Annotated in this window: 25 protein-coding genes and 1 tRNA gene; 8 read left to right on the forward strand and 18 right to left on the reverse strand. The window is 67.2% G+C overall.

Annotated features, from left to right (window positions below; genetic code table 11):
• Positions 1 to 7 precede the first annotated feature (7 nt).
• The 13 genes from EJO71_RS32425 to alaS form a co-directional block, all read right to left on the reverse strand.
• A complete protein-coding gene (locus EJO71_RS32425) occupies positions 8 to 979 on the reverse strand; it encodes a VOC family protein (RefSeq protein ID WP_125952731.1) in 972 nt (323 codons plus the stop codon).
• 150 nt (positions 980 to 1,129) lie between these two features.
• Positions 1,130 to 2,608, reverse strand: coding sequence for an aldehyde dehydrogenase (locus EJO71_RS32430; RefSeq protein WP_125952730.1), 1,479 nt, complete (start codon positions 2,606 to 2,608; stop codon positions 1,130 to 1,132).
• A gap of 8 nt (positions 2,609 to 2,616) precedes the next feature.
• Positions 2,617 to 3,414: an aspartate dehydrogenase gene (locus tag EJO71_RS32435; protein ID WP_125952729.1), complete on the reverse strand. Its 798-nt coding sequence runs from the start codon at positions 3,412 to 3,414 to the stop codon at positions 2,617 to 2,619.
• Between the two features lie 14 nt (positions 3,415 to 3,428).
• Positions 3,429 to 5,129, reverse strand: coding sequence for a thiamine pyrophosphate-binding protein (locus EJO71_RS32440; RefSeq protein ID WP_125952728.1), 1,701 nt, complete (start codon positions 5,127 to 5,129; stop codon positions 3,429 to 3,431).
• On the reverse strand, positions 5,122 to 5,958 hold the full coding sequence (locus EJO71_RS32445; protein ID WP_125952727.1) for an SDR family oxidoreductase: 837 nt from the start codon (positions 5,956 to 5,958) through the stop codon (positions 5,122 to 5,124). Before EJO71_RS32445 ends, EJO71_RS32440 begins: the two co-directional genes overlap by 8 nt.
• Positions 5,959 to 5,968: 10 nt before the next feature.
• Positions 5,969 to 6,808: an IclR family transcriptional regulator gene (locus EJO71_RS32450; protein WP_125952726.1), complete on the reverse strand. Its 840-nt coding sequence runs from the start codon at positions 6,806 to 6,808 to the stop codon at positions 5,969 to 5,971.
• Between the two features lie 41 nt (positions 6,809 to 6,849).
• Positions 6,850 to 7,710: an alpha/beta fold hydrolase gene (locus EJO71_RS32455; RefSeq protein WP_125952725.1), complete on the reverse strand. Its 861-nt coding sequence runs from the start codon at positions 7,708 to 7,710 to the stop codon at positions 6,850 to 6,852.
• A gap of 11 nt (positions 7,711 to 7,721) precedes the next feature.
• Entirely contained in the window at positions 7,722 to 8,270 is a 549-nt protein-coding gene (locus EJO71_RS32460; RefSeq protein ID WP_125952724.1) for a cupin domain-containing protein, read from the reverse strand.
• Between the two features lie 38 nt (positions 8,271 to 8,308).
• On the reverse strand, positions 8,309 to 9,124 hold the full coding sequence (locus EJO71_RS32465; RefSeq protein WP_125952723.1) for an SDR family oxidoreductase: 816 nt from the start codon (positions 9,122 to 9,124) through the stop codon (positions 8,309 to 8,311).
• A 32-nt stretch (positions 9,125 to 9,156) separates the two neighbouring features.
• The gene (locus tag EJO71_RS32470) at positions 9,157 to 10,140 is read right to left on the reverse strand and encodes a tripartite tricarboxylate transporter substrate binding protein (protein WP_125952722.1); all 984 of its coding nucleotides are present in this window, start codon (positions 10,138 to 10,140) and stop codon (positions 9,157 to 9,159) included.
• A 183-nt stretch (positions 10,141 to 10,323) separates the two neighbouring features.
• Complete coding sequence (locus EJO71_RS32475; RefSeq protein ID WP_125952721.1) at positions 10,324 to 11,583, reverse strand: D-amino acid dehydrogenase; 1,260 nt, start codon at positions 11,581 to 11,583, stop codon at positions 10,324 to 10,326.
• A gap of 54 nt (positions 11,584 to 11,637) precedes the next feature.
• Positions 11,638 to 12,654 carry a 2-dehydropantoate 2-reductase gene (locus tag EJO71_RS32480; protein WP_125952720.1) on the reverse strand — a complete coding sequence of 339 codons (1,017 nt, stop codon included), beginning with the start codon at positions 12,652 to 12,654 and terminating at the stop codon, positions 11,638 to 11,640.
• A gap of 35 nt (positions 12,655 to 12,689) precedes the next feature.
• Positions 12,690 to 15,314: an alanine--tRNA ligase gene (gene alaS / locus EJO71_RS32485; protein WP_125952719.1), complete on the reverse strand. Its 2,625-nt coding sequence runs from the start codon at positions 15,312 to 15,314 to the stop codon at positions 12,690 to 12,692.
• 263 nt (positions 15,315 to 15,577) lie between these two features.
• Between alaS and EJO71_RS32490 the strand changes: the two genes are divergently transcribed.
• Both EJO71_RS32490 and EJO71_RS32495 read left to right on the forward strand, forming a co-directional pair.
• Complete coding sequence (locus EJO71_RS32490; protein ID WP_125952718.1) at positions 15,578 to 16,402, forward strand: ferritin-like domain-containing protein; 825 nt, start codon at positions 15,578 to 15,580, stop codon at positions 16,400 to 16,402.
• Positions 16,403 to 16,580: 178 nt separating this feature from the next.
• Complete coding sequence (locus EJO71_RS32495) at positions 16,581 to 16,895, forward strand: hypothetical protein (protein WP_125952717.1); 315 nt, start codon at positions 16,581 to 16,583, stop codon at positions 16,893 to 16,895.
• Positions 16,896 to 17,341: 446 nt separating this feature from the next.
• Here EJO71_RS32495 and EJO71_RS32500 read toward each other — a convergent pair whose 3' ends face one another.
• Both EJO71_RS32500 and EJO71_RS32505 read right to left on the reverse strand, forming a co-directional pair.
• Positions 17,342 to 17,632, reverse strand: coding sequence for a hypothetical protein (locus tag EJO71_RS32500; protein WP_125952716.1), 291 nt, complete (start codon positions 17,630 to 17,632; stop codon positions 17,342 to 17,344).
• Positions 17,633 to 17,912: 280 nt separating this feature from the next.
• Positions 17,913 to 18,353 carry a hypothetical protein gene (locus tag EJO71_RS32505; protein WP_125952715.1) on the reverse strand — a complete coding sequence of 147 codons (441 nt, stop codon included), beginning with the start codon at positions 18,351 to 18,353 and terminating at the stop codon, positions 17,913 to 17,915.
• Between the two features lie 143 nt (positions 18,354 to 18,496).
• Between EJO71_RS32505 and EJO71_RS32510 the strand changes: the two genes are divergently transcribed.
• On the forward strand, positions 18,497 to 18,781 hold the full coding sequence (locus tag EJO71_RS32510) for a hypothetical protein (protein ID WP_125952714.1): 285 nt from the start codon (positions 18,497 to 18,499) through the stop codon (positions 18,779 to 18,781).
• A gap of 51 nt (positions 18,782 to 18,832) precedes the next feature.
• On the opposite strand, the gene EJO71_RS32515 is transcribed toward EJO71_RS32510, so the two are convergent.
• On the reverse strand, positions 18,833 to 19,072 hold the full coding sequence (locus EJO71_RS32515) for a hypothetical protein (protein WP_125952713.1): 240 nt from the start codon (positions 19,070 to 19,072) through the stop codon (positions 18,833 to 18,835).
• 674 nt (positions 19,073 to 19,746) lie between these two features.
• Here EJO71_RS32515 and EJO71_RS32520 point away from each other — a divergent pair.
• From EJO71_RS32520 to EJO71_RS32530, 3 genes are all read left to right on the forward strand, one after another.
• Positions 19,747 to 20,127 (forward strand): hypothetical protein, encoded by a 381-nt coding sequence (locus EJO71_RS32520; RefSeq protein ID WP_125952712.1) that lies wholly within the window; start codon positions 19,747 to 19,749, stop codon positions 20,125 to 20,127.
• 60 nt (positions 20,128 to 20,187) lie between these two features.
• Positions 20,188 to 20,261, forward strand: a tRNA-Gly gene (locus EJO71_RS32525).
• Between the two features lie 161 nt (positions 20,262 to 20,422).
• Complete coding sequence (locus EJO71_RS32530) at positions 20,423 to 21,046, forward strand: hypothetical protein (RefSeq protein ID WP_125952711.1); 624 nt, start codon at positions 20,423 to 20,425, stop codon at positions 21,044 to 21,046.
• On the opposite strand, the gene EJO71_RS32535 is transcribed toward EJO71_RS32530, so the two are convergent.
• Positions 21,032 to 21,751, reverse strand: coding sequence for a Crp/Fnr family transcriptional regulator (locus EJO71_RS32535; RefSeq protein WP_125952710.1), 720 nt, complete (start codon positions 21,749 to 21,751; stop codon positions 21,032 to 21,034). The two genes, EJO71_RS32530 and EJO71_RS32535, sit on opposite strands and share 15 nt — an antisense overlap.
• A 162-nt stretch (positions 21,752 to 21,913) precedes the next feature.
• Here EJO71_RS32535 and EJO71_RS32540 point away from each other — a divergent pair, with 162 nt between their 5' ends.
• Complete coding sequence (locus tag EJO71_RS32540; protein WP_125952709.1) at positions 21,914 to 24,160, forward strand: DUF6351 family protein; 2,247 nt, start codon at positions 21,914 to 21,916, stop codon at positions 24,158 to 24,160.
• On the opposite strand, the gene EJO71_RS32545 is transcribed toward EJO71_RS32540, so the two are convergent.
• The gene (locus EJO71_RS32545; RefSeq protein WP_125952708.1) at positions 24,136 to 25,068 is read right to left on the reverse strand and encodes a LysR family transcriptional regulator; all 933 of its coding nucleotides are present in this window, start codon (positions 25,066 to 25,068) and stop codon (positions 24,136 to 24,138) included. The two genes, EJO71_RS32540 and EJO71_RS32545, sit on opposite strands and share 25 nt — an antisense overlap.
• 109 nt (positions 25,069 to 25,177) lie before the next feature.
• Between EJO71_RS32545 and EJO71_RS32550 the strand changes: the two genes are divergently transcribed.
• A complete protein-coding gene (locus EJO71_RS32550) occupies positions 25,178 to 26,455 on the forward strand; it encodes an SGNH/GDSL hydrolase family protein (RefSeq protein WP_125952707.1) in 1,278 nt (425 codons plus the stop codon).
• Positions 26,456 to 26,504: the final 49 nt, after the last annotated feature.

Here is a 26,504-nt window from a genome sequence, read left to right on the forward strand (position 1 = left end):
GGGTAAGTCATTTCTTTTCGGTAAGGAAGGCGCCCTTGGGACCTTCGGCGTTCTTCTGGCGGCGCGTGTTGCCGTCGAGCCCGCCGTCCACTGCCCATTCCGCGAACACCGTGGGGCCCGGCTCGAACTCGCGCGGCTGCCAGTCGGCGGTGAGCTGGTCTTCGTCGGCGTAGTACTCGATGAGGCCGCCCGCCGGATTCTTGAAGTACCAGAAGTAAGCCGACGACACCGGATGGCGGCCCGGGCCGAGTTGCGTTTCCCAGCCGCAGCGCGAGAAGTGCAGCCCGCCGCCGAACACCTCGTGGATGTCGCGCACGGTGAAGGCCACATGGTTCAGCCCGCGCTTGCCCGAGGGGATCTGCAGCAGGAACAGGTCGTGGTGGCCGCCTTCGGCCGCGCAGCGCATGAACGCTCCGCGGTTCGGATAGCTGTCGGAACCCACGAAGCTGAAGCGCTCGGCGTAGAACGCGCTGGTGGCCTTCACGTCGCTCACGAAGAACACGACGTGACCGACCTCGATGGGCGTGGCGCGCTCGTAGATGGGCGCGGGCTGGTTGATGCGCAGCTTCGCGTTCCAGGTGTTCATGGCACCGCAATCGACCTGCACCGCGCGCTTGCGGCTGACCTGCAGGCGCACGGCCAGGCCGTTGGGGTCGATGCAGCCGATGCGGCGCGCGCCGTCGATCGTGCCGTCGAAGAAGGCCGGGTCTTGCGAAATGGCGGCGGCGTAGCGGTCGAGGTCGGCATCGCTTTCGACGCCCCACACCACTTCGCGCAGCGTCGGACCCTCTTCCATCGCGGGCGGCAGGCCCGGCTTGTCCAACGCCGCGACGACAACCTTGCAGCCGTTGAGGCACTCGAAGACGAGTTCGTCGGCGGCCTCCGACTTCAAGGAAAGGCCCCAGTCCTGGAAGAACTGGCGGCATGCGGGCAGGTCGTCCGCGCCGTAGGTGATCTGGTCGATGCCAAGTACGCTCATTTCAATCTTTCTTTCATGCCGACCGGCACACGCGCGGCACCGAACATCTCGTTCCAGGAATACCGCGGAACCGGCTTTGCCGGGCCGCAGGTATTGCCCCCTGCAAGGGGGTTGGCGCAGCGACACGAAGTGCGCGAAGCCTGGGGGTTTTCATGGTGCTGCCCAAGGCAGGGGCTGTTCATTCGTGCCCCAGTACATGCTCTTCTGCTCCATGTACTGGAAGATGCCTTCGCGGCCCTTCTCGCGGCCCAGGCCGCTGTCGCGCCAGCCGCCGAACGGCGTGGACACCGAGAACTGCTTGTAGGTGTTGACCCAGACCGTGCCGGCCTGCACCGCGCGGCCCAGCTTCCAGGCGCGCTTGAAGTCGCGGCTCCACACGCCGGCCGCCAGCGCGTAGACGCTGTCGTTGGCCTGCGCGATCAGCTCTTCCTCGCTGTCGAAGGGCATGGCGACCAGCACCGGGCCGAAGATTTCCTCCTGGCTGATGCGGGCGCCGTTGTCCAGCCCTTCGATGATGGTCGGCTTGTAGAAGTAGCCCCGGTCATAGCCGTCGCCGTGCGGGCGTACGCCGCCCGTGCGAATCCTGCCGCCTTCGGAAACGCCGAGGTCCACGTAGCGCTCGATGCCCTCGCGGTGCTTCGCGGTGATGAGCGGGCCCATCTGCGTGCGCTCGGAAGCTGGATCGCCCACGCGCAGCGCGTTGGCGCCTTCGGCCAGCCGCGTGAGGAATTCGTCGTAGATGCCGCGCGCCACGAACAGGCGCGAGCCCGCGATGCACGACTCGCCCGACGAGCTGAAGATGCCGTAGAGCACGCCGTTCACCGCATGGTCGAGGTCTGCGTCATCGAGCACCATGGTCGGCGACTTGCCGCCGAGCTCGAGCGACACCGGCATCATCTTGTCGGCCGCGATGTGGGCGATGTGCTTGCCGGTGGTCGTGCCGCCGGTGAAAGACACGCGCTTGACCAGCGGATGCTTGGTGATCGCGTCGCCAATCACCGAGCCCCTGCCCGGCAGCACGCTGACGATGCCCTTGGGCACGCCGGCCTGCTCGCAGATGCGCGCCAGCTCCAGCGCCATCAGCGGCGTGACTTCGGCGGGTTTCACGACCACGGCGTTGCCCGCGGCCAGCGCGGGCGCCAGCTTCTGCGCCTCGCTGGCGATGGGCGAGTTCCACGGCGTGATGGCCGCGACCACTCCCATGGGCTCGTGCACGCTCATCGTGACGAAGGCGCCGCGCGACGGCGTGATGGTTTCTTCCAGCGTCTCCAGCGCGGCGGCGAAGAACTGGAAGGTGCCCGCGGCGCTGGCCACGAGGTTGCGCGTCTCGTTGATCGGCTTGCCGTTGTCCAGGCGCTGCTTCTGCGCGAGCGATTCACTCTCTTCGCGGATCAGCTGCGCCACACGGTGAAGCACGGCCGCGCGCTCGTGCGGCAGGCGCTGTGCCCAGCCGCTGGTACGGAATGCATGGTCGGCACGGGTGATGGCCTCCTCGACGTCGGCAAGGCTTGCGGCCTTCAGGCGTGCGATGGGCTCGCCCGTTGCGGGGTACAGGCTTTCGTAGACATCGCCGCCGCCCAGGCGCCATTCGCCGGCGATGCAGATCGGAAGGAGTTCGGAAGAAATCATGGAGCGACTCAGATAGCAAGCGCGGCGACGCGGTTGCGCAGCGCGCGCACGGCGCTGTACACGGTCAGTGCGGATGTCTTGGGGTTGGCCGCGAGCGGCTTGTTGCGCATGGTCAGCTCGAAGCTGCCGAAGGCGCCTTCGGCTTCGACCGTGTGCACGTTCTCGGTGGTCGTGGGGTCGGCGATCAGGCGCACCAGCGTCCTGTCGAGCCCCAGCCCCGCGAGCGAAACGGTGGCCGCGACGTTGGCGTTCTTCGGATAGAGCAAGGCCGCCTCGCGCGCGCTGCCCTCGAAGATCACGGTGGGCTGAGCCAGCGCGTCGAGGTCGCGGCCCTGCTCCGCCGGCGTGCCCTTCCACGCCTTGGGCGGCTTGCGGCCGGTGTAGCGCACGCTGTCGAGGCCGCCGATGCGGGCTGCGGCGAGTGCGTCGATGGCGCCGATGGCACCGGGAATCAGCTGAACCTGCGTCTTGCCGGCCACGGCAGCGGCTTCGAGCTTCTCAGCGAAGCCGGCGGCCGACAGCGCGCCGACCGAGGCGACCACGCAGGGCGTGCCGCGTGCCAGCGCGGGCAGTACGTGCTGTTCGATGGCGGCATGGCCCGCGGTCTCGACCACGAGGTCGATGCCGGCGGCAGGCAAGGCGCTGCCCACCTGCGCGTCGGGTGCCGCCTTCTGCGCGGCGGCAATGGCGTCGGCGGGCACGACGACAGCCACCACCTTCAGGGCGGGATCGCCGCGGAGCAGTTCGAGCACCGAGGTACCGATGGCTCCGCAGCCGACGAGTGCGATGCGCGTGGGGGTGGACATGGAACGGGCTTCGCTCACTTGCCGGCCGTGCCGAGCGCCGGGATCTGCGTGACCGTGTTGGTCGGCGGGCCGGCGAAGGTGGTCTTGAAGCTGCCGATCGAGAGCATGTCGATCTCCAGCAGGAACGGGCCTTCGGCCGCCAGCGCCTCGCCGAGGCGGGCGGGCAGGTCCGACAGGTTCTGCACACGGGCATGCGGCAGCGCGATCGACTTGCACAGCAGGTCGTAGTCGGGCGTGTGCAGCTCGGCATAGCACTGGCGGCCGCCGTACTGCGCGTCCTGGATGTTCTTGATGACACCGTAGCTCTTGTCGTTCATGAGCACGATCACCATGGGCGCCCTCTCCTGCACCATGCAGGCCAGCTCGCCCAGGTTCAGGATGAAGCCGCCGTCGCCGGCCAGGCAGAAGGTCTTGCGACCCGAGCCGGTCACCGCCGCGCCGATGGCGGCGCCGATGGCCATCGGCATGCCCTGGCCGATGCCGCCGCCCGTGGCGTGCACGCCGGCGCCCGGTTCGAAGACGCGCAGCTCGCGATTGCCCCAGGTGCTGTTGGAGACAGTCACGTCTCGCACCCAGTTGAAGTTGCGGCCGGCCGCCGACTGGAGCTGGCGCACGAGTTCGGCGTATGGGCCGAGGCCGTCGCGCAGCGCCGCGACAGCCTGGTCGTGCGCGGCGCGCAGGTCGACCAGCAGTTGCGGGTCGGCCTTGTACCCGGCGGCTTCGAGGCGGTCGGCCAGGCCTTCGAGGGCCAGCGCGGAATCACCGCAGACGAAGGCTTCGGATGCGTAGCAGCGGCCTTCGGCGGCGGCATCGGCGTCGATGCGGTACAGCGGGCGGGGCAGCTTCAGCTCGTACTTGAGCGTCTCGTTGCCACGCAGGCGCGAACCGACCACGAGCATCGCGTCGCAGGTCTGGTACAGGGCCTCGACCGGCTTCTGGATGTTGTAGGCGCCGAGCGAACCGGCGTCGTCCTCGGGCACCGTGCCGCGGCCCTGCGTCGTGGTGACGACACCGAAGCCGAGTTTCTGCAGGCGCTGGATGGCGGCGCGGGCGTGGCGGGCACCGCCGCCGACCCACAGCATCGGGCGCCGGGCCACGGCGAGGCGCGCGGCCAGCGCGTCGAGCGCGGCGGCGGACGGCACGGGGCGCTCGATGGGCAGCGGCGACAGGTCGGCCGGCATGGTGGTCAGCGCCGACTGGATGTCGATCGGGATCTCGACGCTGACCGGACCGGTCGGTGCGGTCAGCGCGAGCTGCACCGCGCGCTTGAGCGTGCCGAGCACCGTTTCGACGCTGCGCACGCGCAGCGCGGCCTTCGACACGGCCTTGAGCATGGTGAGCTGGTCGGGCGCCTCGTGGATGTACGACATGCCCTTGTCGAGGTACGGCGTCTCGATCTGCCCCGTGATGTGCAGCAGCGGCGCGCCGGCCGTCAGGGCCTCGACCATGCTGCCCGCGATGTTGCCCGCGGCGGGGCCCGTGCTGGTGATGCACACGCCCAGGCTGGCGGTGGAGCGTGCGTAGGCGTCGGCCATGTTGCCCGCGCCGGCCTCGCCCCGCGCCGAGATGAAACGCACCGTGCCGCGCTGCGCGAAGGCATCGAGGATCGGCATGTTGTGGATCGAGATCACGCCGAAGGCCGCCTTGACGCCGCACTGTTCGAGAAAGGCGGCGACGACGGCGCCGACGGTGACGGTGTTGTTGGGGTTATGCATGGCGTGACAGGCCTCCGGAGATGTCGATGTGGCTGCCCGTCGTGTACGACGCGAGGGGCGAAGCGAGGAAAAGGATCGCGCGAGCGGCTTCGGATGGAAGCCCCAGGCGACCCAGCGGGATGTGCTTGTTCTTCGCGAGCTGGCCGCTCCATGCGGCCCAGTCGAGTGACTTGTCTTCGCGCGCCTCGAAGCGGCGGCGCCACTGGCCCGACTCCACGAGGCCGATCAAGATGCCGTTGACGCGCACGCCCTGCGGTGCGAACTCGGTGGCCATGGAGCGCACCAGGTTCAGCAGGCCGGCGCGCGCGGCCGAGGTGGCGACCATGTGCGGCTCGGGCTGGCGCGCCAGCAGCGAGTTGGCGCAGACGATGGAGGCATCTCCCAGCACCGCATGCTGCGCAGCGAGCTGCGGCAGGAAGGCGCGCGTCGGGTTGATGACGGAGAAGAATTTCAGGTTGAGCTCTTCGGTCCAGGCTGCATCGTCGGTGTCGGCGAAGGTGGAGACACGGCCCTGCCCCGCGTTGTTGACGAGCATCGAGGCCGGGCCGAGCGCGGCTTCGCTGGCGGCGGCGAAGGAGCGGACCGAAGCGGCGTCGAGCACGTCGCATGGCTGCGCGAAGAGCTTCGCACCGGGGTGACGTTCGCGCAGGCCGGCAACTGCGCCGTCGAGCCGCGCTGCATTGCGGCCGCACAGCGCGACCGCCGCGCCGCAACCGAGCAGCAGCTCGACGGTGGCCAGGCCGATGCCCGACGAACCGCCCGTGACCACGGCCACGCGGCCGGACAGCGCGTCGGCGGCGAAGAAGGAAGGAAGAGCTTGGGTTGTCATGGTCCCGGTGTCATGCGGAGCGAAGCGGCACCACGTTGGCGGCGCGCGCGGGCGAGTAATTGAGCAGCCCCGAGATCTCGTCGGCCGTGACGCGCACTCGCTGCACCATCTCGTCGATGCGGCTTTCCTCTATGTGGCTGGCGGTGACGGTGGCGCCCAGGGCGGCAACGATGTGGCCGCTGTGGTCACGCACCGGCGCGGCGATGCTGGAGATGTTCGATTCGAAGAAGCCTTCGCCCAGCACGTAGCCGCGCTGGCGGTCGGCCTGCACCATGTCGAAGAGTTCGTTCACGGTCTTGGGCGTGCTCGGCGAGAAGGTCTCGAGCTTTTCCTCGGGGTAGAGCGCGCGCAGCTGCGGCAGCGTGAGGTCTTCGAGCAGGATGCGGCCCAGCACCGTGGCATGGGCCGGCAGCCGCGTGCCCACGGTGACGGAGCTGGCGAAGGGCGTGGGCGGAGCCACCTTGGCGACGTAGACGATGGAGCGGCCGTCGCGCACCACCAGGTTGCAGGGTGTGCGCAGTTCGTCGCACAGGCGGTTGAGCAGCGGCGTGCCGAGCTGGGTGAGTTCCAGCGAGGCGAGGTATTCGAAGCCCAGGCGCAGCACGGCCAGGCCCAGGCGGTAGTCGCGCCCGCCCTCGGCGCGCTCGAGGAAGCCCATGTTCTCCAGCGTGGTGAGCAGGCGGAAGACGGTGGAGCGCGGCAAGTCGAAGCGGCGCGCCAGTTCGGGCGCGGAGAGCGTGCGGTTCTCGCGGCTGAACTCGCACAGCACGCGCAGGCCGCGCTCCAGCGCAGGCACGTTGTAGCGGTCTGCGCCCTCTTCCATCGCTTCGTTGTCGTTGTTGTTGGCCATGCCAGTGGTTCCTTCCTCGGGTGTCTCTGTGTCGGTTGCGGTCAGCCGGCGAGCGATTCGCGCAGCAGCTTGGCGACGGCCTGCGGTTGCTCCACATAGCCGGCGTGGCCCGCATCGTCCACCAATTCGAGCCGCACTCCGCACTTGCGCGCGACTTCTTCGCAGGCTGCCGGCGGCGTGACGACGTCGAGCGCGCCGCAGGCCACGCGCACCGGCATGGGCGGTGGCAGGTCCGACAGCAGGTCGGCGTTGCACAGCAGCTCGATCGCCTGGCGATAGCCACGGTCGTTCAGGCGGGCCATGTTCCAGCGCACCCACTGGCGGGCATGGTCGGTGGCCTTGTCGGAAACCAGCCGGCCGGAGCGCTTCGCGGCCATGCCGGCGATGCCGAGTTCGTCCAGTGTGGCGAGGCGCTCGGTGCGGACCTTGGCTCGAGCTTCCGAGCGGGACGGTGCGCCGTAGCCGATGGCCGGGCTGACGAGCACGAGGCGGCGGACGCGTGAATCGCTGCGGGCGGCCGACGCGGCGGTGATGGCGCCGAGCGAATGACCGACCAGCACGCACGAATCGATCTTCAGCGCATCGAGCAAGGCGCCCAGGCGTGCCGCGTAGTCGGTGGCTGCCGGCGAGTCGGATTCAAGAGGCGTCGATGTGCCATAGCCCGGCGCGTCCCACGCGATCACGCGGGCCTGCGGTGCGAGCAGCGCGGCGGTGTCGATCCACGACGCAGCGCCCGAGCCGATGCCGTGCAGGCACACGATGGCCGGGCCCTGCCCGCACTCGCGCACCGACACCACGGCGCCGCCGCCGACCGCGACTTCGCGGGCAGGAAAGCGGGCGTCGAGCCGTGCCAGCTCGGAAGCCGGCAAGGTCAGTGCATCGGATGCGACGGCGTTGCTCATGGCCTGCCCGTTCAGCGCTTGATCTTCGCCAGCGGGTGATCGGCCGGATAGGTCGGCGTCACCGGCTTCTTCGCGCCGAGCATCACGCACATCAGCGCGTCCTCGTCGCCGATGTTGATCTCTTCGCGGTACACGCCGGGCGGCACCGAGATCAGGTCGCGGTCGGTCATGATGGTCTCGAAGCGCTCGCCGTCCTTCTCGATCACCACCTTGAGCTTGCCGCGGATGAGGAAGAACACTTCTTCCACGTCGGTGTGCAGGTGCGGCGGGCCTTCATGGCCGGCGGGGATCACCATGGTCGAGAAGGTGAAGTGCTCGGCGGGCACGGTGTTGACGTCCTTCGCGACACCGGTGCCGCCGGTGCCCACGTAGCGCATCTGCGCGCGGCGGAACTTGGGGTCGAAGTCGGCCTGGAACTTCAGCGCGTCCCAGTCGTACTTGCGGGTTTCGTAGCGCGCGATGCGGGTGTTCATCCACTCCGCGAGGCTGCTGCCTTCGGGCTGCGCCAGGCTGTTGGTGCCGGCATCGTTGATCTTCTGCTGTTCGGACAGATCGCTCATCGGGTTCACTCCTTGGTCGGAAAAATCGGGGCGTGCTTTCAGTGCATCGCGAAGCCGCCGTTGACGGCCAGCAGCTGGCCCGTCACGAAGCGCGCGAGGCCGGAAAGCAGGAACACGGTCGCGCCGCACACGTCGGCGGCCTGCTGCTCGCGCGGGATGGCGCGGCCTTCGAGGTACTTCTGGTGGCGCGCCATCGGCACGTATTCGGTGGCCTCGACCAGCGTGAGGCCCGGCGCCACGGCGTTGACGGTGATGTTGTCGCCGCCCCACTCGCGCGCCAGCGAGCGCGTCATGGAAATCACGGCGCCCTTGCTCGACGCATAGGCCAGCAGGTTGGGCGCGCCCCACAGCGCGGTGTCGGAGGCGAGGTTGACGATGGCGCCGCGGCCGCTTTCGGCCAGCGCGGCGCGGCAGGCGCGGCCCATGAGCCAGCTGCCGCGCACATTGACGTTCATCACGCGGTCCCACATGTCGATCTCGAGCTGGTGCGCGTCCTTGCCGCCCGAGTTGGTGATCGCGGCGTTGTTGACGAGCCCGTCGAGGCCGCCGAGCAGGCGGATCGCCTCGTCGGCGCAGGCCACGATGGAACCGGGGTTCGACAGGTCGACCGGCAGCGCATGCGCGATGCGGCCCGCTTCGCGCAGCGCCTTGGCCTCGGTCTCCGCCAGCTCGCCGAGGATGTCGGCCAGCACCACGCTCGCGCCCGCGGCGGCGATACATTGCGCAAAGGCGAGGCCCAGGCCGCGCGCGCCGCCGGTCACGAGGATGCGGCGGCCGGCCAGCAGGTTGGCGGGCAGTTCGGCCAGCAGCGCCTGCAGGCTCGACGGGTCGGCAATGGCTTTGAGTTCGGTCATGGGAGATGAGGTGCGTGGATCGGTCGTGCGGGTCAGTCGGCCTGGATGCCGAGCTCCTTGATGACCTTGCCGAAGCGCGCGTAGTCGGCCGCGTTGGTCTTGCCGAGCACGTCGGCGTCGCCGCCCACGGGCGTGGTGCCGAGCACGGCCATGCGCGAGACGATCTCGGGCATCTTCAGGATCTCGTTGAAGTGGCCGTTGAGCATCTTCACGATCTCGGGCGGCAGGTTGCGCGGGCCCCACAGGCCGTTCCAGGCGCTCACCTCGACGTCCTTGTAGCCCTGCTCCGCCAGCGTCGGCACGTTGGGCGCGAGCGGCGAGCGCTGGGCCGAGGCCACGGCCAGCGGGCGCAGCTTGCCGTTGGCGAGGTACGGAGCCACCGGGCCGAGCGTGATGAAGGTGACGGGCACGTGGCCGCCCAGCACGTCGTTGATGGCGGGCGCCACGCCCTTGTACGGCACGTGCGCGAGGCTGGCGCCCGAGGCGCGCGCGAACATCTCGCCGAGGATGTGCATCGGCGAGCCGCTGCCCGGGCTCGCATAGCTCAGCGACTTGCCGCCCTTCGCCGCGGCCACTGCGTCCTTCAGACCGGCGAAGCCGCTGTTGCCGCCGGCCACTAGGAACAGCGGCTGGCTGCCGGTCTGCACGATGGGCGTGAAGCCGTTCAGCACGTCGTAGCCCGAGCCGTTGGTCTTCAGCACCAGCTGCGCGATCGAGAAGGTGCTGGGTGCGAGCAGCAGCGTGTAGCCATCGGGCGCGGCCTTCGACACGTAGGCGCTGCCGATGATGCCGCTGGCGCCGGGACGGTTGTCGACCAGCACCGTCTGGCCGACGCGCGCCGACAGCTTCTCGGCGAAGAGCCGCGCCAGCGCGTCGGTGTCGCCGCCGGCCGGATATGCGACGACCAGTGTGATCGGCTTGGCGGGGTAGCTGTCGGCTGCCCATGCAAGTCCGGCGGTGCAGGCGGCAGCCAGGGAAATGGCAGCGGCGATGGCGTGGCGGCGTGTGTGTTTCATCGTGTCCGTGGATCGCAGTTTTGTTTCACTAAAGAAACAACGATTTATTAATGGAACGCCACGAAGAATAACGAGGAAGACAACTTCGTGACTAAGTAAAAACCCTAGTCTTTGTTTCCAACGAAAACAGGGCGGCCTTTGCGGGCCGCCCTGTGGAATGAGGAGCGTCGGGTTGTTGGTTCTTCAGCCGCCGTAGCGCGCCACGGTGAGGCCTTCCATGTCGATCTCGGGCGCCCTGCCCGCGACCAGGTCGGCCATCACGCGGCCGGTGCCCGCCGCCATGGTCCAGCCGAGCGTGCCGTGGCCGGTGCTCAGCATCAGGTTGGGAACACGGGTGGCGCCGATCACCGGTGTGCCGTCGGGCGTCATGGGGCGCAGGCCGGTCCAGAAGGAGGCGTCGCGCACGTTGCCGCCCTTGGGAAACAGGTCGGTCACGACGTGTTCGAGCGTGTCGCGCCGGCGCTCGTTGAGCCGCAGGTCGAAGCCCGAGAGCTGTGCTGTGCCGCCCACGCGGATGCGGTCGCCCAAGCGCGTGACCGCCACCTTGAAAGTCTCGTCCATCACGGTGGATTCGGGCGCGCCGCCGGCATCGGTGATGGGCACGGTGATCGAGAAGCCCTTGACCGGATACACCGGCAGGCGAATGCCCAGCGGCCGGACCAGCGCGGGCGAATAGCTGCCGAGCGCGACCACGTAGCGCTCGGCGGTGAAGCTGCCCGCGTCGGTGCGCACGGCCGTCACGCCCTTGGCCGCATCGTGCTCGAGGGCCTGGATGTTCACGCCGAACCGGAACTTCACGCCTTCGGCCTCGGCAAGTTTGGCCAGCGCCTGAGTGAACTTGAAGCAGTCGCCCGTCTCGTCGCCGGGCAAGCGCAGGCCGCCGACGAACTTGTCCTTCACAGCCGCGAGCGCGGGCTCGTACTGAACGCAGCCCTCGCGATCGAGCACCTGGTATGGCACGCCGGAAGCCTTGAGCACCTCGACGTCCTTCGAGGTGCCATCGAGCTGCTGCTGGGTGCGAAAGAGCTGCAGCGTGCCCTGCATCCGCTCGTCATAGGAGATGCCCGTGTCGGCGCGCAGCGCCATCAGGCAATCGCGGCTGTATTCGGCGAGCCGCACCATGCGGCTCTTGTTGATTTCGTAGCGCGCCTGCGTGCAGTTGCGCAGCATCGCGAGACCCCAGCGCCACATGGCCGGATCGAGCATGGGCTTGATGACCAGCGGGCTGTGCTGCATCAGCATCCACTTGATGGCCTTGACCGGCACGCCGGGCCCGGCCCATGGCGCCGAATAGCCGGGCGAGACCTCGCCCGCATTGCCGAAGCTGGTTTCGAGCGCGGGCGCCGGCTGGCGCTCCAGCACCGTCACCTCGTGCCCGGCGCGTGCCAGGTAGTACGCGATCGAGGTGCCAATGACACCGCTGCCGAGAATCAGGACCTGCATGAAAACAACCCTTTGAAAGCTGCCGCAACGCAGCCGAGGGTACAGGGCCGGACGCTACAGGCCCAGCGCGTCCTGCAATTGCCGTGCCGTCCAGCGCTTCGGCTGTTGCGGCCATGCCTCGAGCAGCGCGACCATGCGCGCGTTGCGCGGCGCGCTCAGGCCGTGCTCCTGCGCGAGGCGTACCACCTCGCCGCTGAGCGCGTCGATCTCGGTGCGGCGGCCGAGCGCGAGGTCGTCGGCCATGCTCGAACGCGCCTTGGCATCGATGCGCAGCATGCGCGCCGCGACGATGCGGAAGATCCAGTCGGGCAGCCGCAGCAGGCTGACCAGCCGGTGCGCGGGCACCGCCGCCACCTGCGCCGGCGCGATGCCTGCGACGTTGAGGATGCCCAGCGCCTCGTCGATCAGCGACGCGAAGCAGCGCCGGTAGCCGCGCTGCATCAGCTCTTCGCGCAGCGGCAGGCCCGAGAGCGCATTGACGGGGTTGTTGAGGTTGAGCATCAGCTTGCCCCACTGCACGGGCAGCAGGTCGGCGTGCAGGTCGAGCGGCACGCCGGCGCGCTCGAAAACCGGGAGCCACGGGCGCAGCGCCGCGTCGTCCTCGGCGGCCAGCCGGCCAGGCGTGCCGCGATGGAAGGCGCCCGGACCGATCTCGGCCACGTTGTAGGGCACCATGCCCGCCAGCACGTTGAGCGACGGACCGGTCTGCGCGGCGGCCGCGCGGTTGGAAATGCCGTTCTGCAGCGAGATCACCGCAGTGCCGGCCGGCAGCGCGAAGGCCAGTTCGCCCGCGGCCTCGGCCGTGGCACCGCTCTTCACGCACAGCAGAACCAGCGAGGGCCGCGCGCCGGCGGGAACCTGCCCGCTCAGGCGCAGTTTTTCTGGAGGGAGTTTGTGCGTGGCTCCGTCGATGTCGGTGAGCGTCAGGCCATGCTTCGCAAGCTTCTCGAGCACGCGCGGACGGCCGACGAAAGTAACGGGCACGCCGGCCGCCGCGAGGCTTCCGCCGATGAAGCAGCCGATGGTGCCCGCCCCCATCACAAGCACTTCACCGGGGATTGCTTCTGGCATGAGTGGAGTGCTTGTTCCGGGTGTGCGTTCGTCTGTCAGGCGCGTTCCGCGACCCAGGCCTGCACCGATTGCAGCGCGGCCGGAAGGCCCGCCGCGTCGGTGCCGCCGGCCATGGCCATGTCGGCCTTGCCACCGCCCTTGCCGCCGACCTGCTGGGCCACGAAGTTGACCAGCTCGCCGGCCTTGACCTTGCCCGTGCTGTCGGCTGTGACGCCGGCCGCGATCTGCACCTTGTCGCCGTCGACGGCGGCCAGCACGATGGCGGCGGTCTTGAGCTTGTCCTTGAGCTTGTCCATGGTGTCGCGCAGCGTCTTGGCGTCGGCGCCGTCGAGCTTGGCGGCCAGCACCTTGATGCCCTTGACGTCCACGGCCTGCGACACGAGCTCGTCACCCTTCGACGAAGCCAGCTTGCCCTTGAGCGCGCCCACTTCGCGTTCGAGCGCCCTCACCTGGTCCAGCACCTGCGTGAGCCGGCCCTGCAGCTCGGCAACCGGCGACTTGAGCGTGGCGGCCGCGCTCTGCACGGTCGATTCGAGGTCTTGCAGGTACGACAGCGCGTTGGCGCCAGTGATGGCTTCGACGCGGCGCACGCCGGCAGCCACGCCGCCTTCGCTGACGATCTTGAAGAGGCCGATGTCGCCCGTGCGACCCACATGGGTGCCGCCGCAGAGTTCACGGCTGGTGCCGATGTCGAGCACGCGCACGGTCTCGCCGTATTTCTCGCCGAACAGCATCATCGCGCCGGTCTTCTGGGCCGACTCCATGTCCATCACGCGGGCGTTCGTCTCGGTGTTGGCGAGGATCTCGGCGTTCACGCGCTTCTCGATCTCGAGGATCTGCTCGTGCGTGACGGGCGCGTTGTGCGCGAAGTCGAAGCGCGTCTTGTCGGCGTCGACCAGCGAGCCCTTCTGCTGCACGTGGCCGCCCAGCACTTCGCGCAGGGCCTTGTGCATCAGGTGGGTGACCGAGTGGTTGCGCATGGTGGCGGCGCGCAGGGCGGTGTCGACCGCGGCCTTGACCGTGTCGCCAACCTTCAGCGTGCCCTGGGTCTGGGTGCCGTGGTGGCCGAAGACGTCGGCCTTGATCTTCTGCGTGTCTTCCACGCCGAACTGCACGCCTTCGGCAACAAGCACGCCCTGGTCGCCGACCTGGCCGCCGCTTTCCGAATAGAAAGGCGTGGTGTCGAGCACGACGATGCCGCTCTGGCCTTCCTTGAGTTCCTGCACGGCGGCACCTTCGAGGTACAGCGCGACGACCTTGGCGCTTTCCTCGAGGTGGTCGTAGCCGGTGAAGGTGTTGCCCGCGCCGGCGTATTCGACGTTGCGGTCCATCTTGAACTTGCCCGCAGCACGGCCCGCGGCCTTCTGCTTTTCCATGGCGGCGTTGAAGCCGGCCTCGTCGACGCTCACGCCGCGCTCGCGGCAAACGTCGGCCGACAGGTCGAGCGGGAAGCCGTAGGTGTCGTGCAGCTTGAAGGCCACGTCGCCCGGCAGCACCTTGGCGTCACCGGCCAGCGCTGCATCGAGGATTTCCATGCCGTTGGCCAGCGTCTCGAAGAAGCGCTCTTCCTCGGCCTTCAGCGTGTCGGTGATGCGCTTCTCGTCGGCCACGAGCTTGGGGTAGGCATCGCCCATCAGCTTCACGAGATCGGGCACCAGCTTGTGGAAGAAGGGCTTCTTCTGGCCGAGCTTGTAGCCGTGGCGGATGGCGCGGCGGATGATGCGGCGCTGCACGTAGCCGCGGCCTTCGTTCGACGGGATCACGCCATCGGCCACCAGGAACGAGGTGGCGCGGATGTGGTCGGCGATCACCTTGAGCGAGTTGTTGCTCAGGTCTTGCGTGCCGGTCTCGCGGCCGGCGGCCTTGATGAGCGCGTCGAAGATGTCGATCTCGTAGTTGCTGTGCACGTGCTGCAGGATCGCGGCCAGGCGCTCCAGGCCCATGCCGGTGTCGACGCAGGGCGCGGGCAGCTTGACCACGCTGCCGTCGGGCTGCATGTCGAACTGCATGAACACGTGGTTCCAGATCTCGATGAAGCGGTCACCGTCCTCCTCGGGGCTGCCGGGGGGGCCGCCGGGAATGTGCGGGCCGTGGTCGTAGAAGATTTCCGAGCAGGGGCCGCACGGGCCGGTGTCGGCCATCATCCAGAAGTTGTCGGACTTGTACTTGCCGCCCTTGTTGTCGCCGATGCGGATCACGCGCTCGGGCGGCAGGCCGATTTCCTTGGTCCAGATGTCGTAGGCCTCTTCGTCCTCGTGGTAGACGGTGGCCAGCAGCCGTTCGGCGGGCAGCTTGTAGACCTGCGTGAGCAGTTCCCAGCCCCACTTGAGCGACTCGCGCTTGAAGTAGTCGCCGAAGCTCCAGTTGCCCAGCATCTCGAAGAAGGTGTGATGGCGGGCGGTATAGCCCACGTTCTCGAGGTCGTTGTGCTTGCCGCCGGCGCGCAGGCAGGCCTGGACCGAGGCGGCGCGGTTGTAGGGGCGCTTGTCGGTGCCGAGGAACACGTCCTTGAACTGCACCATGCCCGAGTTGGTGAACATCAGCGTCGGGTCGTTGCCCGGCACGAGCGGGCTCGACGCCACCGCCGTATGGCCCTTGGAAACGAAGAAATCGAGAAAGGTCTTGCGGATGTCCGCGACCGTGAATGTGGGCTGGCTCATCTTTGGATTCGTCTTCTGTCGAGGGCGGCGCGGCGATGGCGACCCTCATGTCGAACCCACTGCGGCGAACCGGCCTAACTGCTTGATTTGCTTGGACAAACGATTATAGGTTTGGCCATGACGCCCGCGGCGGGCCGGGGTCTGGACGGGAAAACGGCACGGACGGGACGCCGCGGCTAATATGTGTCCTGGCGCAAAAAACGAGAACCAAATCCGGTCTGCGCCATCCGTACTTGTACGGACAAAAAGATCAAGGAGTTCGCATGGCAAGCCAAGAGGCCGAACAACACTGGAAGATCGAAGACCTGGATTTCTCGCGCATCGCGCTCGACAAGGTTCGCCCGGACGAGAACCTCTTCTACCTGGTGACCTCCGCCTCCTTCATCGAGAGCGGCTCCGACCTCTATACGCACAACCTGGTGGATTTCTTCGAGGGCGACGCAGAGGTCACCGACTGGCTCTCGCGGCACTGGGAACTCGAGGAACTCCAGCACGGCAAGGCCCTGCGCGCCTATGTTCGGCACGTGTGGCCGGAGTTCGACTGGGACACCGCCTACCGGGGCTTTCTCGAGGAATACGCGACCTACTGCAAGGTCGAACTGCTGGCCCCGACCCGTGCCCTCGAAATGACCGCCCGCTGCGTTGTCGAGACCGGCACCGCCACCTACTACCGCGCCATGGCCCGCAGCACCGACGAGCCCGTGCTGCAGGATCTTGCGACCCGCATCGCGAACGACGAGGTCAACCACTACAAGCACTTCTACCGCTACTTCCGCCGCTACCGCGAGCAGGAAAAACTGGGCCGCCTGCGCGTGATGGGCACCATCGGGCGGCGCACGCTCGAACTCAAGAGCGAGGATGCCGACTGCGCGATCCGCCACGTGGTGCAGACGCGCTCGCCCGATCGCGCCAGCGACACGGCCTACGTGCAGCGGCTGAGCGCCGACATGAACAGCACCATCCGCACCCACCTGAGCCCCGGCACCACGCTCAAGATGCTGATGCGGCCGCTGGAGCTGCCGGCGAAGGTTCAGACGGTGATCCAGTACCCGATCAGGCAGTTCATGCAGCACGTGTTCCTGCGCTGACCGGGTCGAGCGGCTGAAGCGAAAACCGGAACCCTGATTCCATTTCGCACAACAGGCGCTTGGCTAATATTTGCAGTTACACATTCTTTCTAGACAGAGAGACAAGGCCTGAGACCTTCGGACGAGCGGCTTCGCGCTCCTGGCAAGTCGGCTCGCAGCCTTGTTGCATGCGCGTCCGATGTTCGATCACAAAGCCAACCGCGAGCAGTCCTACACAGTCCGGCTGGAGGGCACCAGCCTGTCCATCCGCGACCTGATGGAGGTGCGCTTCACCTTCCTGCGGCTGCTGGAGCAACGTATCGGCACTTCCTCGCGGCTTCTGAAATGCCATCGGGCATGGTTGAACCAGCTCGAATCCGGCATCGAATCGATGAGCGATACGCAGATCGCCAACGCCCGGCTCTGGCGGGAAGCCTGGGAACACGCGAGCGGGATCGCGACCCCGCTACTCAGCCAGCCGCAGACCACCACCTTCCGGTTCGAGCTTTTCTGAACAGGACTCCACAAGAGGCGCAAAAAAAACCCAGCGCAAGGCTGGGTTGAACCTCTTGAGTGCTGTCACGCACAGAGAACTCGCACTTCAAAGCGAGCCCACAAAATCTAGAGCCTCATGCGCCGCCGCCTTGTCGGACAGCACCGACACTTCGAATCGGCAGGCCAGGCCGCATGCTCACGGAACGTTCCAACACCCTCCAGAACTGCCAAATAGTTCACGTTTTAATAAGTGTCCTACGGCGACTACCTGTTTCCGGCTGACACAGGCTCCGCAGGCGACCACCGACCATAGCGGCGCTGTCACGCAACAGGGCCGCATAAAAGAAGAGCTCTCTGTCAGTGCTTGGAGCCTGCCCTCAAGGGCAACTCGAAACCCGCTTCGGCGGGTATTTTTTTGCGGATCGCAACGCGGCCCGGGCCCACGCCAGGGCCTGTCGCCTTCCTTCAGCTCGCGGAGGTCAGCCCGGGCTTGCGGCTCCCGTCCAGCGAATACAGCTGGGGCCGGTCATCCGCGGCGCCTTCCGCCACCAGCCCATGTGCCGCCGCACCTTGCGGCTGGCGATAGAGCTCGTTCTCAAGACGCCGGACGCGCTCGGCGTACATGCGGGCAAGCGCGCTGTGATGCTCTGCCGCTGCCTGATGCTCGATGCGCGCCATCTGAGCCTCTTCAAGGAGGGCCGCCGCGCGCCGGAGGTACGCGGTGTGATTCGGGCGAAACAGGAAGTCGAACGTCATTTCACGCTCCTTTCCGCGGTAGTGCGGTGCAAGCAATGTTCCTCCGCGGGCGCCGCCAAGTCTGTCGGAACACGCCTACCCTCGGGCTACCCCTTTTCCTCTTGATTTCTCCTCTACCACAGAGCCATGACGGGTTTTCCCATGTCGATGGGGACAATGCTGTGGAAAACCGTGTGCGCATCGCTCGGAAGCCTTGCCTGGCGTGGCCTGCAACGCGATGCCCACGAAAGAGGCAGCGTGGAAAAAATTTTCTTCCCGCGAAGAAATCGACGCTGCCGGGCTATCCCAAGTCCGACCGCTTGCAGTCGAAGACGATGCCCGGTTCGATCGCCCGCAGCGCCGGCACCTTGCCCACGAACGCAACCCCGGCACCGACCAGCCGCCACTCGCCGGTCTTGAACAGCCTGAAGAGGTTCGTAACCTCGCTGCCTGCGGCGGGAACGGCGTTGAACACATAGACGGGCTCGCCGCCCTGGGTCTCGTCCATGCTCAACAGTTCGGCCCGCATCTTGCCCATGGTGTCGGTGTCCTTGGTTCTGTGGCGGACGACGTCCATGTTGACGGTGCGAGAGTGCTCGTCGATGAAGATGCGGCGGATCCAGGGAGCGGGGCCCGCGTTGCCCGGGGCAGGAATGCAGGTGATCGTTCCGGCGACGGCCGGCGCCGCTGTTGCTGCAGCAAAGAAGATGGGAGGGATGAATCGGATGAACTGGACTTTCATGCTCTGCACTGTTTCGGGGTCAGTCGGCCTGCGCGGCAGCGTAGATATCGAAGATCCGGTGAGAACGCTGCAGCCTCACCGACACCTGCGCCTCGCCGCGGCCCTATTCTGACGGCACGCCAGCGCGGAAGTAGCATGCGGCCATGTGGAAGCCCGCTCAGCCCATCGTCGTCGACGGCACTGCCCTGACGGATCAGGAGGCGTGGTGGTACGAGTTCAAGGATGCGTTCCACGAACTGTGCATTGACGAAATCGATGAGGAATGGCTCGACGGCCTGACTGCGACGCTCTACCACGCCCACATGGACCGCGACCCGTGCGATGCGGCCGCGGTGGCGTTCGCGACGCTCAACTACGAAGTGCCGGGCTACGAGCTTGAAGAGCCCTTCACGCCCCCACCGCCGCGGCGACGCCCCAAAGTGCATTGAAGCACCCGCCACCCTTCCACGCCGGCAGGCTCTCTCTTGACGACGGCACGGTCATAGCATCGATGCACTCTCGCGGCCAGCGCCATCCATCGATCCACTATTGGCGAACCATCGAAAAATATGGGATCGGTAATCGCTGGTCGTCCTCATGTGCAGGAACCCGGACGCAGCAACGCCCAGGTCGTCGACTGGAATGCCGGCATCCCGGAGTGCCGTCAGTTCCACATCGGACGGGATATCGAACGGCAGCTTCAAAGTCACTGTAGCTTTGCGATGAGTGGCCTTCGCCATGAATCTTCCTCTCGACAATCTTGAGCGCCAGTAAATCCCTGCGGCCCGCCGCGCGCAATCCTGCTTTTGTGGGAGGCCACTGCGCTGGAGAGCACATCCGAAGGGGTATCACTTCTGGCCGCAGAGCGCGGACAAGCGAACCTGTTGCGCCCCCGAATCCAGGACGCCCGCGGGAAGGAGCGCATGGCGGCTCGCCCTTTCGCCCGCTCCTGCGGGCTTTTCCTTGACCTGAACAGCCACGCCTGTCCTACATGCTTGAGCGAATTTCGGAAGGGCATTTCATCCACGCGCCGGCAAGAATCCACCAATCACTCATATCGGCGGGCAGCACGATGACTATCAGGGAAATTTGCACACGGCACGGACTCGATCTCGAAAGAGGAAGCCGCGTGATTTGTGAAGGCAGACTCGGCACGATAGTCGGGGCGAGCGGCCCGTTGCTCCGGGTGAAGTTCGACGGAAACCAGATCAGCAGCCGTTGCGATCCGATCGACGTGCAACCGCTCAACCCAAGCACCACGAGCGTCTCCAACGTTGTGGTTCAGGGCCCGGCAGCTTCGGCGTAGTGCTCGCAGAAGATGCGTGCGATTCGTCTGCATCGGGAATGCGCACGGCCATCTCCGCGTGTAAGGTGTGCCAGCCGACTACTTCCTGGACGAGCCTTGCGACCTCCGATGGACTACCTCTCCGAACTGCGACGCCAAGGCTTTCATCAAGCGGATGATCATCGTGATTCCGACGGTCGCGTGCAGTTCGATTGCGACCTGTACCGTGGCACACCGAACGAGGTCACGATCCAGGTGTATGCCGCCGATCGACAAGCACTTCAATTCGAGGTCATGCCAACGCTGGAGGTCGTATTGCCGCTGATCGACGAGATGGTCGACGGGCTCGGCGAGATCGATGCCGATTTGGCGCAGATCATCCTGTTTCGCGGGCGACTCGGGCTCCATTTCTGGTCTCGCGGCATCAACAACGAGTTCACGGCCGTCTATGCGCGCAGTGATGAGACATGGGTCTTTCAAGGGTTTGGCGAAATCTTTGCCGACGACTGATCGAAGCCAAGGCCGGGCAAGTCGGCGCTGTCGGGAGACAGGCTAGAATCCGCGCCTGCTGCGGGTGTAGTTCAATGGTAGAACGGCAGCTTCCCAAGCTTCATACGAGGGTTCGATTCCCTTCACCCGCTCCACTCCGATGAGTTCTCAGCGCCCGCCAGCAAGGCCGGCAACGACGCCTGACGCACCATCGTAGAACTGCCTTCATCCGGCCTCCCCCATCACGTAGCATCCGGCCACGAGTTGCACGCAAGATTGGTCGACTGACCTTTCTTCATTTCCCCGGAGCCGGTCCATGAAGCTGCTGTTCGCCCTGTTTCTCTCCGCACTGCTCTGCGCCTGCGCAAGCGCGCCCGGCACTGCGCCGGCCAACACGGGAGCAGCATCGGGCCCGGAATCCACGGCCGAACCGGCACCCGCCCCGCCCACCGGCGTCCAGTGGCGCTACATCAATTCCAAGTCGTACGAGGCGTTGAACGCCGGCCTGGGCAACAGCCATCGCTTCGAGAGCGACGTCGGCTGGGTCGATGTCTACGTGTACGACATGAAGCGCAACTGGCAGCCTGGCGTGAGCGACCCGCAGTTCGACGAGCACTTCAGGAGCACCATCGCCGAGGTGCAGCGCGCCGTCGCGCAGGGCATGTACGCAAGCGCCAAGGTCGGCCCCACGCGGGACGTGCGCATCGAAGGGCTGACTTTCCGCTCGGTTTCGTTCCGCCTAGTGCACGCGCGCGACGGCAAGGCCTACGACTCGTTCACCTACCTCGCGGTGCGCAACGGCAAGCTGCTGAAGTACCGCATGTCCTTCAACGCACCGGCTCCGGCGAACGTGGATGTGATCGCGCGCGAGTTCATCGAGCGCAACGTGCGCACCGGCCCCGAGACGCCGGTCGGCACGCGCCAGCTACGCAGCACCTGATGCCGGGCGTTGCGCCCGCTCTGCTTCGCCCGCCAGCGCATTGCCGCTCTCGGCCTTGTAGTCGCGCAGGCCACCCGGATCGAGCACCCTCAGCCCGCGCTTCTCGATGCGGATGAGCCCCAGCGCCTGAAAGCGCTGCAGCGCGACATTCACGCGCTGTCGCGACACGTTCGCGAGCAATCCGATCTCGGTCTGCCCCACTTCCAGGAAGCGCGGCGCGTCGGGATAGAGCTCCGGGTTGAACAGGCTCGCCAGGCAGTTCGCGACTCGCGCGTCGGTGTCGAGCAGGCGCTCGTGCTCCAGCGCGCCGATGAAGAGACTGAGCCGCGCGTTGAGCAGGTCCTGCAGGTAGTGGTTGAACGGCACGCTGGTGCCGCGCAGCCATTCGAAGGTGCGGCGCGGCATCAGCGCCACGCGTGTGGGCCGCAGCGCGAACACGTCGTAGCGGCGCGCCTCGTGCTTGAACAGCGAGCCCTCGCCGAACCATACCCCGGCCGAGACGCCGGTGAGCGTCGACACCCGCCCGTCCTCCGACGCGACCGACATCTTGGCGAAGCCGTCGATCAGCGCCATCCAGTGCTCGACCAGTTGCCCCGCCCGTGCGATGCAGCCGCCACGGGCGAACTGCCGCTCCTGCATGCTGCCGAGCACATGTTCCAGGTCTGCGGGCGACAGGGCCGAAGCCCACTTCGAGCGACGCACCATCTCCTCCAGCGTCTGCGCAGCGGCAGAAGGAGATGAGAAAGAAGTCTCGCTGGATGAATCAGGGATTACCTGTAGCAATTCGCGCGTCATGTGTCGTCGCAACGACCGCGCCCCAGGACGTCCATTCGTATTCTTTCAAGACATACAACACAGGAGACGTCCATGTTCGCTACACCCCGCCACCCGCACAAGCGGGTTTTTCCGTGGCCTCGCCGGCCCCGCGCCATCGTCGCGGGTCTCGCGATGGCAAGCGCTCTGCTGGTCGCGGGGTGCGGCGGGGGCTCCGATGGCGGCTCTGGGTTTTCTTTCATCCCTGGTGCCAGCCCGCCACCCGCGACACAGACGCCGGCCGCGTTCCAGGTGAAGACGCTCTCGTCGTCGCCCGACATGATCAGCGGCGGCGACACGCTGCTCGAGATCACGGCGCCCGTCGGCGTGGCGCTCGACAAGGTGCGCGTGAGCCTCAACGGCAAGGACGTGAGCTCGCAGGTGCCGGTGGTCGACAGCACGGCCCGCGTGCTGCGCGGCCTGGTCACGGGGCTCACGACCGATCCGGCCAGCACCACCGGCAGCGCCAACTCGCTGGTGGTGAGCAACGCCGAGAACAGCGCGCAGCGCACCGAGGTCAGGTTGGTCAACTACCCGATCACCGGCCCGATCCTCTCGGGCCCGCACATCTCGCCCTACGAATGCCGCACGGTGCAGAACGGCCTGGGCTCGCCGCTGGACGCCGACTGCTCGGCCGCGACGCAGGTGGTCTGGTACTACCGCACCACCTCCAACACTTTCAAGCCGCTTTCAGACCCGACTGGCACGCGCCCGGCCGACCTCGCGACCACGACCACCAATGACGGCAACACCGTGCCCTACATCGTGCGCGTGGAGTCGGGCACCATCAACCGTGGCGTCTACCGGCTCGCGGTGCTCGACAACCCCGCCAAGGATGCACCCGCCACCTGGAAGCCCGGCGCGGGCTGGAACAGAAAGCTGGTCGTGTACTTCGACTGCTGCGGCTCGGCCCAGTACAACCAGGGCGTGCATCCCATCGAGTCGATCCTCGGCGACGCGGGCCACATCCAGCTCTCGCGCGGTTTCGCCTTCATGAACTCGACCGAGCTCTGGAACAACCAGCACGCCAATCCGCACCTGCAGGGCGAGACGCTGATGATGCTGAAGGAGCACGTCATCGAGGAATTCGGCGCCGTGCCCAAATGGACCGTTGGCTTCGGCGGCTCGGGCGGCGCCATCCAGCAGTACCTGATCGCGCAGCTCTATCCGGGCCTGCTCGACGGCATCCAGCCCATCGTGTCATTCCCCGAGACGCTGATGCCCGAGGTGATGGAGTGCCGCCTGCTCAACAACGTCTACAAGCTCGACACCGCCACCTGGACCACGGCCAAGCAGACGGCGGTGAACGGCTTCAACACCAACACCTGCACGAGCTGGGACCTGTCGTTCGCGAGCATCATCAAGTCGGACAACGCAACGGGCTGCGGCTTCCTCGAGCCGGCCAACGTGTCGAACGTGTTCAACCGCACGACCAATCCCAACGGCATCCGCTGCGACCTGTTTCAGACCAACGTCAACCTGCTCGGCAAGCGCGCCGGCACGCAGGAGGCGCGGCGGCCGATGGACAACATCGGCGTGCAGTACGGCCTTGCCGCGCTGAACAGCGGCACGATCTCGGTGAAGGAGTTCCTCGACCTGAACGAGAAGGTCGGCGGCTACGACGGCGACGGCAACACGCAGGCCGCGCGCACCCAGGCGGACCCCGACGCGCTGAAGCTCACCTACTCGGGCGGCTTCAAGAACAGCTTCAAGGGGCCGGGCCTCGCGAACATCCCGATCATCACGCAGCGCGGCAACGCCGACTCGACGGGCGACATCCACGACACGATGCAGGACCTGATCATCCGCGCCCGGCTGCAGCGCGCCAATGGCCGCAGCGACAACCAGATCATCTGGACGCTGGGATCGAAGACGCCTGTGGACTACATGTCGGCCTCGCTCGACCTCATCAACAAGTGGCTGGACAACATGGCCGCCGACACGGCCGCGCCGTCCATCGACAAGGTGGTGCGCAACAAGCCCGCGGGCGCCAACGACGCCTGCTGGGATGCGAGCGGCAAGCGCATAGACGAGGCTGCCTCGACCGACCCGGCGGCCAGCTGCAACCTGGTGTACCCGCGCTTCAGCACGCCGCGCATCGTGGCCGGCTCGCCGCTGGTGAACGACGTGCTCAAGTGCCAGCTGAAACCGGTCAACGCGGCCGACTACTCGGTGACCATTGCCGGCGCGGATCTGGCGCGGCTGCAGACCATCTTCCCGGCCGGTGTCTGCGACTGGAGCAAGCCGGGCGTCGGCCAGGAGGCGTTGCGCGGCACCTACTTGCGGCTGCCGCTGAACTGAACCTCGCTCGCCGGGCTGGTCGAACCCGGCAGCTTCGCCACCCGCTCGGCCAGGAAGTCCACCAGCACGCGCACGCGCAGCGGCTGGTGGCGGCGCGGGGCATACAGCAGGTGCACTTCCTGCGCCGGCCCGGTGTGGCGGCCGAGCACGCGCACCAGCCTGCCCTGCGCGAGCAGGTCGGCCACCATCCAGGTCGGCTGCAGCGAGACGCCGGCGCCGCCGAGCACGGCGTCGAGCATGGCCACCGCGTTGTTCACCCGGTAGCGGCTGCGTACGGGCACTGCGACGGTGCCCTCGGGGCCTTGCAGCAGCACGCCGTCGTCGCCCGCCGCGTAGCGCAGGTAGTCGTGCTCCAGCAGGTCCTGTGGCTTGCGCGGCTTGCCTCGTGCAGCGATGTAGTCCGGCGAGGCAACCAGCACGCGCGGCCATGTGCCCAGATGACGGGCGACCAGGTCGGGCGGCAGGGTTCCGCCCACACGCAGCGAGACATCGATACGGCCTTCCAGCGGATCGACGAAGCGGTCGTCGAGCACCAGCTCGAGTTCGATGTCGGGGTACAGGCCCAGGAACTCCAGCGCCATCGCGTTGAGGTACCGCTGGCCGAGCGTCACCGGCGCGCTCATGCGCAGCAGGCCGCGCGGCTGCTGGATGCCTTCGCGCGCATCGGACACCGCGTCGCCGTAGTCCTCCAGCACGCGCCGGGCGCGCTCGTGGAAGCGCTGGCCTTCCTCGGTCAGGCTCAGGCCGGCCGCGGTGCGCCGCAACAGACGAACGCCCAGCGAGCGCTCGAGCCCCGCCACCAGCTTGCTGACGGTAGGCTGCGTGGTGTCGAGCGCGCGGGCTGCGCCCGAGAGGCTGCCCAGTTCCACGCTGTTCACGAAGGCTTCGAGGGCTCGCAGGGTGTCCATGGAGTATTCGAATATGGAATGGTCTTGATGCCATTCTGCCTTCTACCAATCTCCTCTGGCATGAATGAAAGTGAAGCCGTTGCTTCAACTTTCATCAGGACTCATCCCAATGACCACATCCACATTCGCCTCGATCCTGCGCCACGGCGCCCTCGCGCTCACCCTGGCCGCCACTGCCGCAAGCTCGACGGCCGGCCCTGCCGCCACCTACTGGAGCCCCAGCTGGATGGCCAGCACGCAGCCCGTCTGGGGCGGCGATTTCGTGTTGCCCGCGGGCCTGCCCTTCCAGTTCAACCACCAGACCGTGCGGCAGGTCGCACGCCTGAGCATCGGCGGATCGCGGCTGCGCGTGGTGATCAGCAACGAAGGCGGCACCGCACCGCTGTACATCGGCGCGGCGCGCGTCGGCCGGCATGGCGAGGGCTCGGCCGTCGTCGAGGGCAGCGACCGGGCGCTGCGTTTCGGCGGGCAGGCCGATGCCACCATCCCGCCGGGCGCACGGCTGGTCAGCGACCCGGTCGACCTTGCCGTACCAGCGCTCGGGGAGATTGCGGTGTCGATCTACCTGCCGCGGCCCAGCCAGCCCGCGGGCTTCCACTTCGATGCACGCCAACTCGCCTACGTCGCCGATGGCGACCTGACCGGCTCTGCCCGCCTGCCCGCGGCGGCCACGCAATGGAGCACCCGCGTCTTCTTCAGCGGCCTGATCGTCGAAACGCCGAAGCCGCCGACCACCGTCGTCGCCCTCGGCGATTCGATCACCGACGGCAACGGCTCCACACCCGGTGCCAACACCCGCTGGCCCGACGCGCTGGCGGAGAAGCTGGCGGGGCGCAATGTGGCGGTGCTCAACGCCGGCATCTCCGGCGGCCGTCTGCTGAAGGACGGCATGGGCCGCGCCGGCCTGGAGCGCGCGGGCCGCGACGTGTTCGCCCAGCCGGGCGTGCGGTCCATGATCGTGCTGCTCGGTACCAACGACATCGGCTGGCCCGGTGGCCCCTTCGCGCCCAACGAGCCTGCGATGCGCGCGGAAGACCTGATCCAGGGCCTGCGGCAACTGGCGGAGATGGCTCATGCTCACAACGTGCGCATCGTTGCCGGCACCATCCCTCCGAACGAACGCGCGCTGGAAGGCACGCCGCTCGAGGGCCACCACTCGCCCGCCAAGGACAAGGTGCGCCAGGCCGTGAACCGATGGATCCGCGAAGGCGGCGCCTTCGATGCCGTGGCCGACTTCGACGCCCTGCTGCGCGACCCGGCGAATCCCTCGCGGCTGAAGGCTTCGATGGACTCCGGCGACCACCTGCACCCGGGTGATGCCGGTTACAGGGCGATGGCGGCCGCGGTCGATCTGGAGGCCCTGCTCGGCACGCCGGCGCAGCCCTGAGGAACCTTTTTCTCAAGGGTCTGAGTCCCCTCAAAATACTGTACATACA

The sequence above is a fragment of the Variovorax sp. 679 genome (genome assembly GCF_003952185.1).
Classification (GTDB): Bacteria; Pseudomonadota; Gammaproteobacteria; order Burkholderiales; family Burkholderiaceae_C; genus Variovorax.

Bases quoted from the DNA above. Each gene is read 5' to 3' on its own strand.
- EJO71_RS32425 (WP_125952731.1), bottom strand. From the start codon at position 979: ATGAGCGTACTTGGCATCGACCAGATCACCTACGGCGCGGACGACCTG.
- EJO71_RS32430 (WP_125952730.1), bottom strand. From the start codon at position 2,608: ATGATTTCTTCCGAACTCCTTCCGATCTGCATCGCCGGCGAATGGCGC.
- EJO71_RS32435 (WP_125952729.1), bottom strand. From the start codon at position 3,414: ATGTCCACCCCCACGCGCATCGCACTCGTCGGCTGCGGAGCCATCGGT.
- EJO71_RS32440 (WP_125952728.1), bottom strand. From the start codon at position 5,129: ATGCATAACCCCAACAACACCGTCACCGTCGGCGCCGTCGTCGCCGCC.
- EJO71_RS32445 (WP_125952727.1), bottom strand. From the start codon at position 5,958: ATGACAACCCAAGCTCTTCCTTCCTTCTTCGCCGCCGACGCGCTGTCC.
- EJO71_RS32450 (WP_125952726.1), bottom strand. From the start codon at position 6,808: ATGGCCAACAACAACGACAACGAAGCGATGGAAGAGGGCGCAGACCGC.
- EJO71_RS32455 (WP_125952725.1), bottom strand. From the start codon at position 7,710: ATGAGCAACGCCGTCGCATCCGATGCACTGACCTTGCCGGCTTCCGAG.
- EJO71_RS32460 (WP_125952724.1), bottom strand. From the start codon at position 8,270: ATGAGCGATCTGTCCGAACAGCAGAAGATCAACGATGCCGGCACCAAC.
- EJO71_RS32465 (WP_125952723.1), bottom strand. From the start codon at position 9,124: ATGACCGAACTCAAAGCCATTGCCGACCCGTCGAGCCTGCAGGCGCTG.
- EJO71_RS32470 (WP_125952722.1), bottom strand. From the start codon at position 10,140: ATGAAACACACACGCCGCCACGCCATCGCCGCTGCCATTTCCCTGGCT.
- EJO71_RS32475 (WP_125952721.1), bottom strand. From the start codon at position 11,583: ATGCAGGTCCTGATTCTCGGCAGCGGTGTCATTGGCACCTCGATCGCG.
- EJO71_RS32480 (WP_125952720.1), bottom strand. From the start codon at position 12,654: ATGCCAGAAGCAATCCCCGGTGAAGTGCTTGTGATGGGGGCGGGCACC.
- alaS (WP_125952719.1), bottom strand. From the start codon at position 15,314: ATGAGCCAGCCCACATTCACGGTCGCGGACATCCGCAAGACCTTTCTC.
- EJO71_RS32490 (WP_125952718.1), top strand. From the start codon at position 15,578: ATGGCAAGCCAAGAGGCCGAACAACACTGGAAGATCGAAGACCTGGAT.
- EJO71_RS32495 (WP_125952717.1), top strand. From the start codon at position 16,581: ATGTTCGATCACAAAGCCAACCGCGAGCAGTCCTACACAGTCCGGCTG.
- EJO71_RS32500 (WP_125952716.1), bottom strand. From the start codon at position 17,632: ATGACGTTCGACTTCCTGTTTCGCCCGAATCACACCGCGTACCTCCGG.
- EJO71_RS32505 (WP_125952715.1), bottom strand. From the start codon at position 18,353: ATGAAAGTCCAGTTCATCCGATTCATCCCTCCCATCTTCTTTGCTGCA.
- EJO71_RS32510 (WP_125952714.1), top strand. From the start codon at position 18,497: ATGTGGAAGCCCGCTCAGCCCATCGTCGTCGACGGCACTGCCCTGACG.
- EJO71_RS32515 (WP_125952713.1), bottom strand. From the start codon at position 19,072: ATGGCGAAGGCCACTCATCGCAAAGCTACAGTGACTTTGAAGCTGCCG.
- EJO71_RS32520 (WP_125952712.1), top strand. From the start codon at position 19,747: ATGGACTACCTCTCCGAACTGCGACGCCAAGGCTTTCATCAAGCGGAT.
- EJO71_RS32530 (WP_125952711.1), top strand. From the start codon at position 20,423: ATGAAGCTGCTGTTCGCCCTGTTTCTCTCCGCACTGCTCTGCGCCTGC.
- EJO71_RS32535 (WP_125952710.1), bottom strand. From the start codon at position 21,751: ATGGTGCGTCGCTCGAAGTGGGCTTCGGCCCTGTCGCCCGCAGACCTG.
- EJO71_RS32540 (WP_125952709.1), top strand. From the start codon at position 21,914: ATGTTCGCTACACCCCGCCACCCGCACAAGCGGGTTTTTCCGTGGCCT.
- EJO71_RS32545 (WP_125952708.1), bottom strand. From the start codon at position 25,068: ATGGACACCCTGCGAGCCCTCGAAGCCTTCGTGAACAGCGTGGAACTG.
- EJO71_RS32550 (WP_125952707.1), top strand. From the start codon at position 25,178: ATGACCACATCCACATTCGCCTCGATCCTGCGCCACGGCGCCCTCGCG.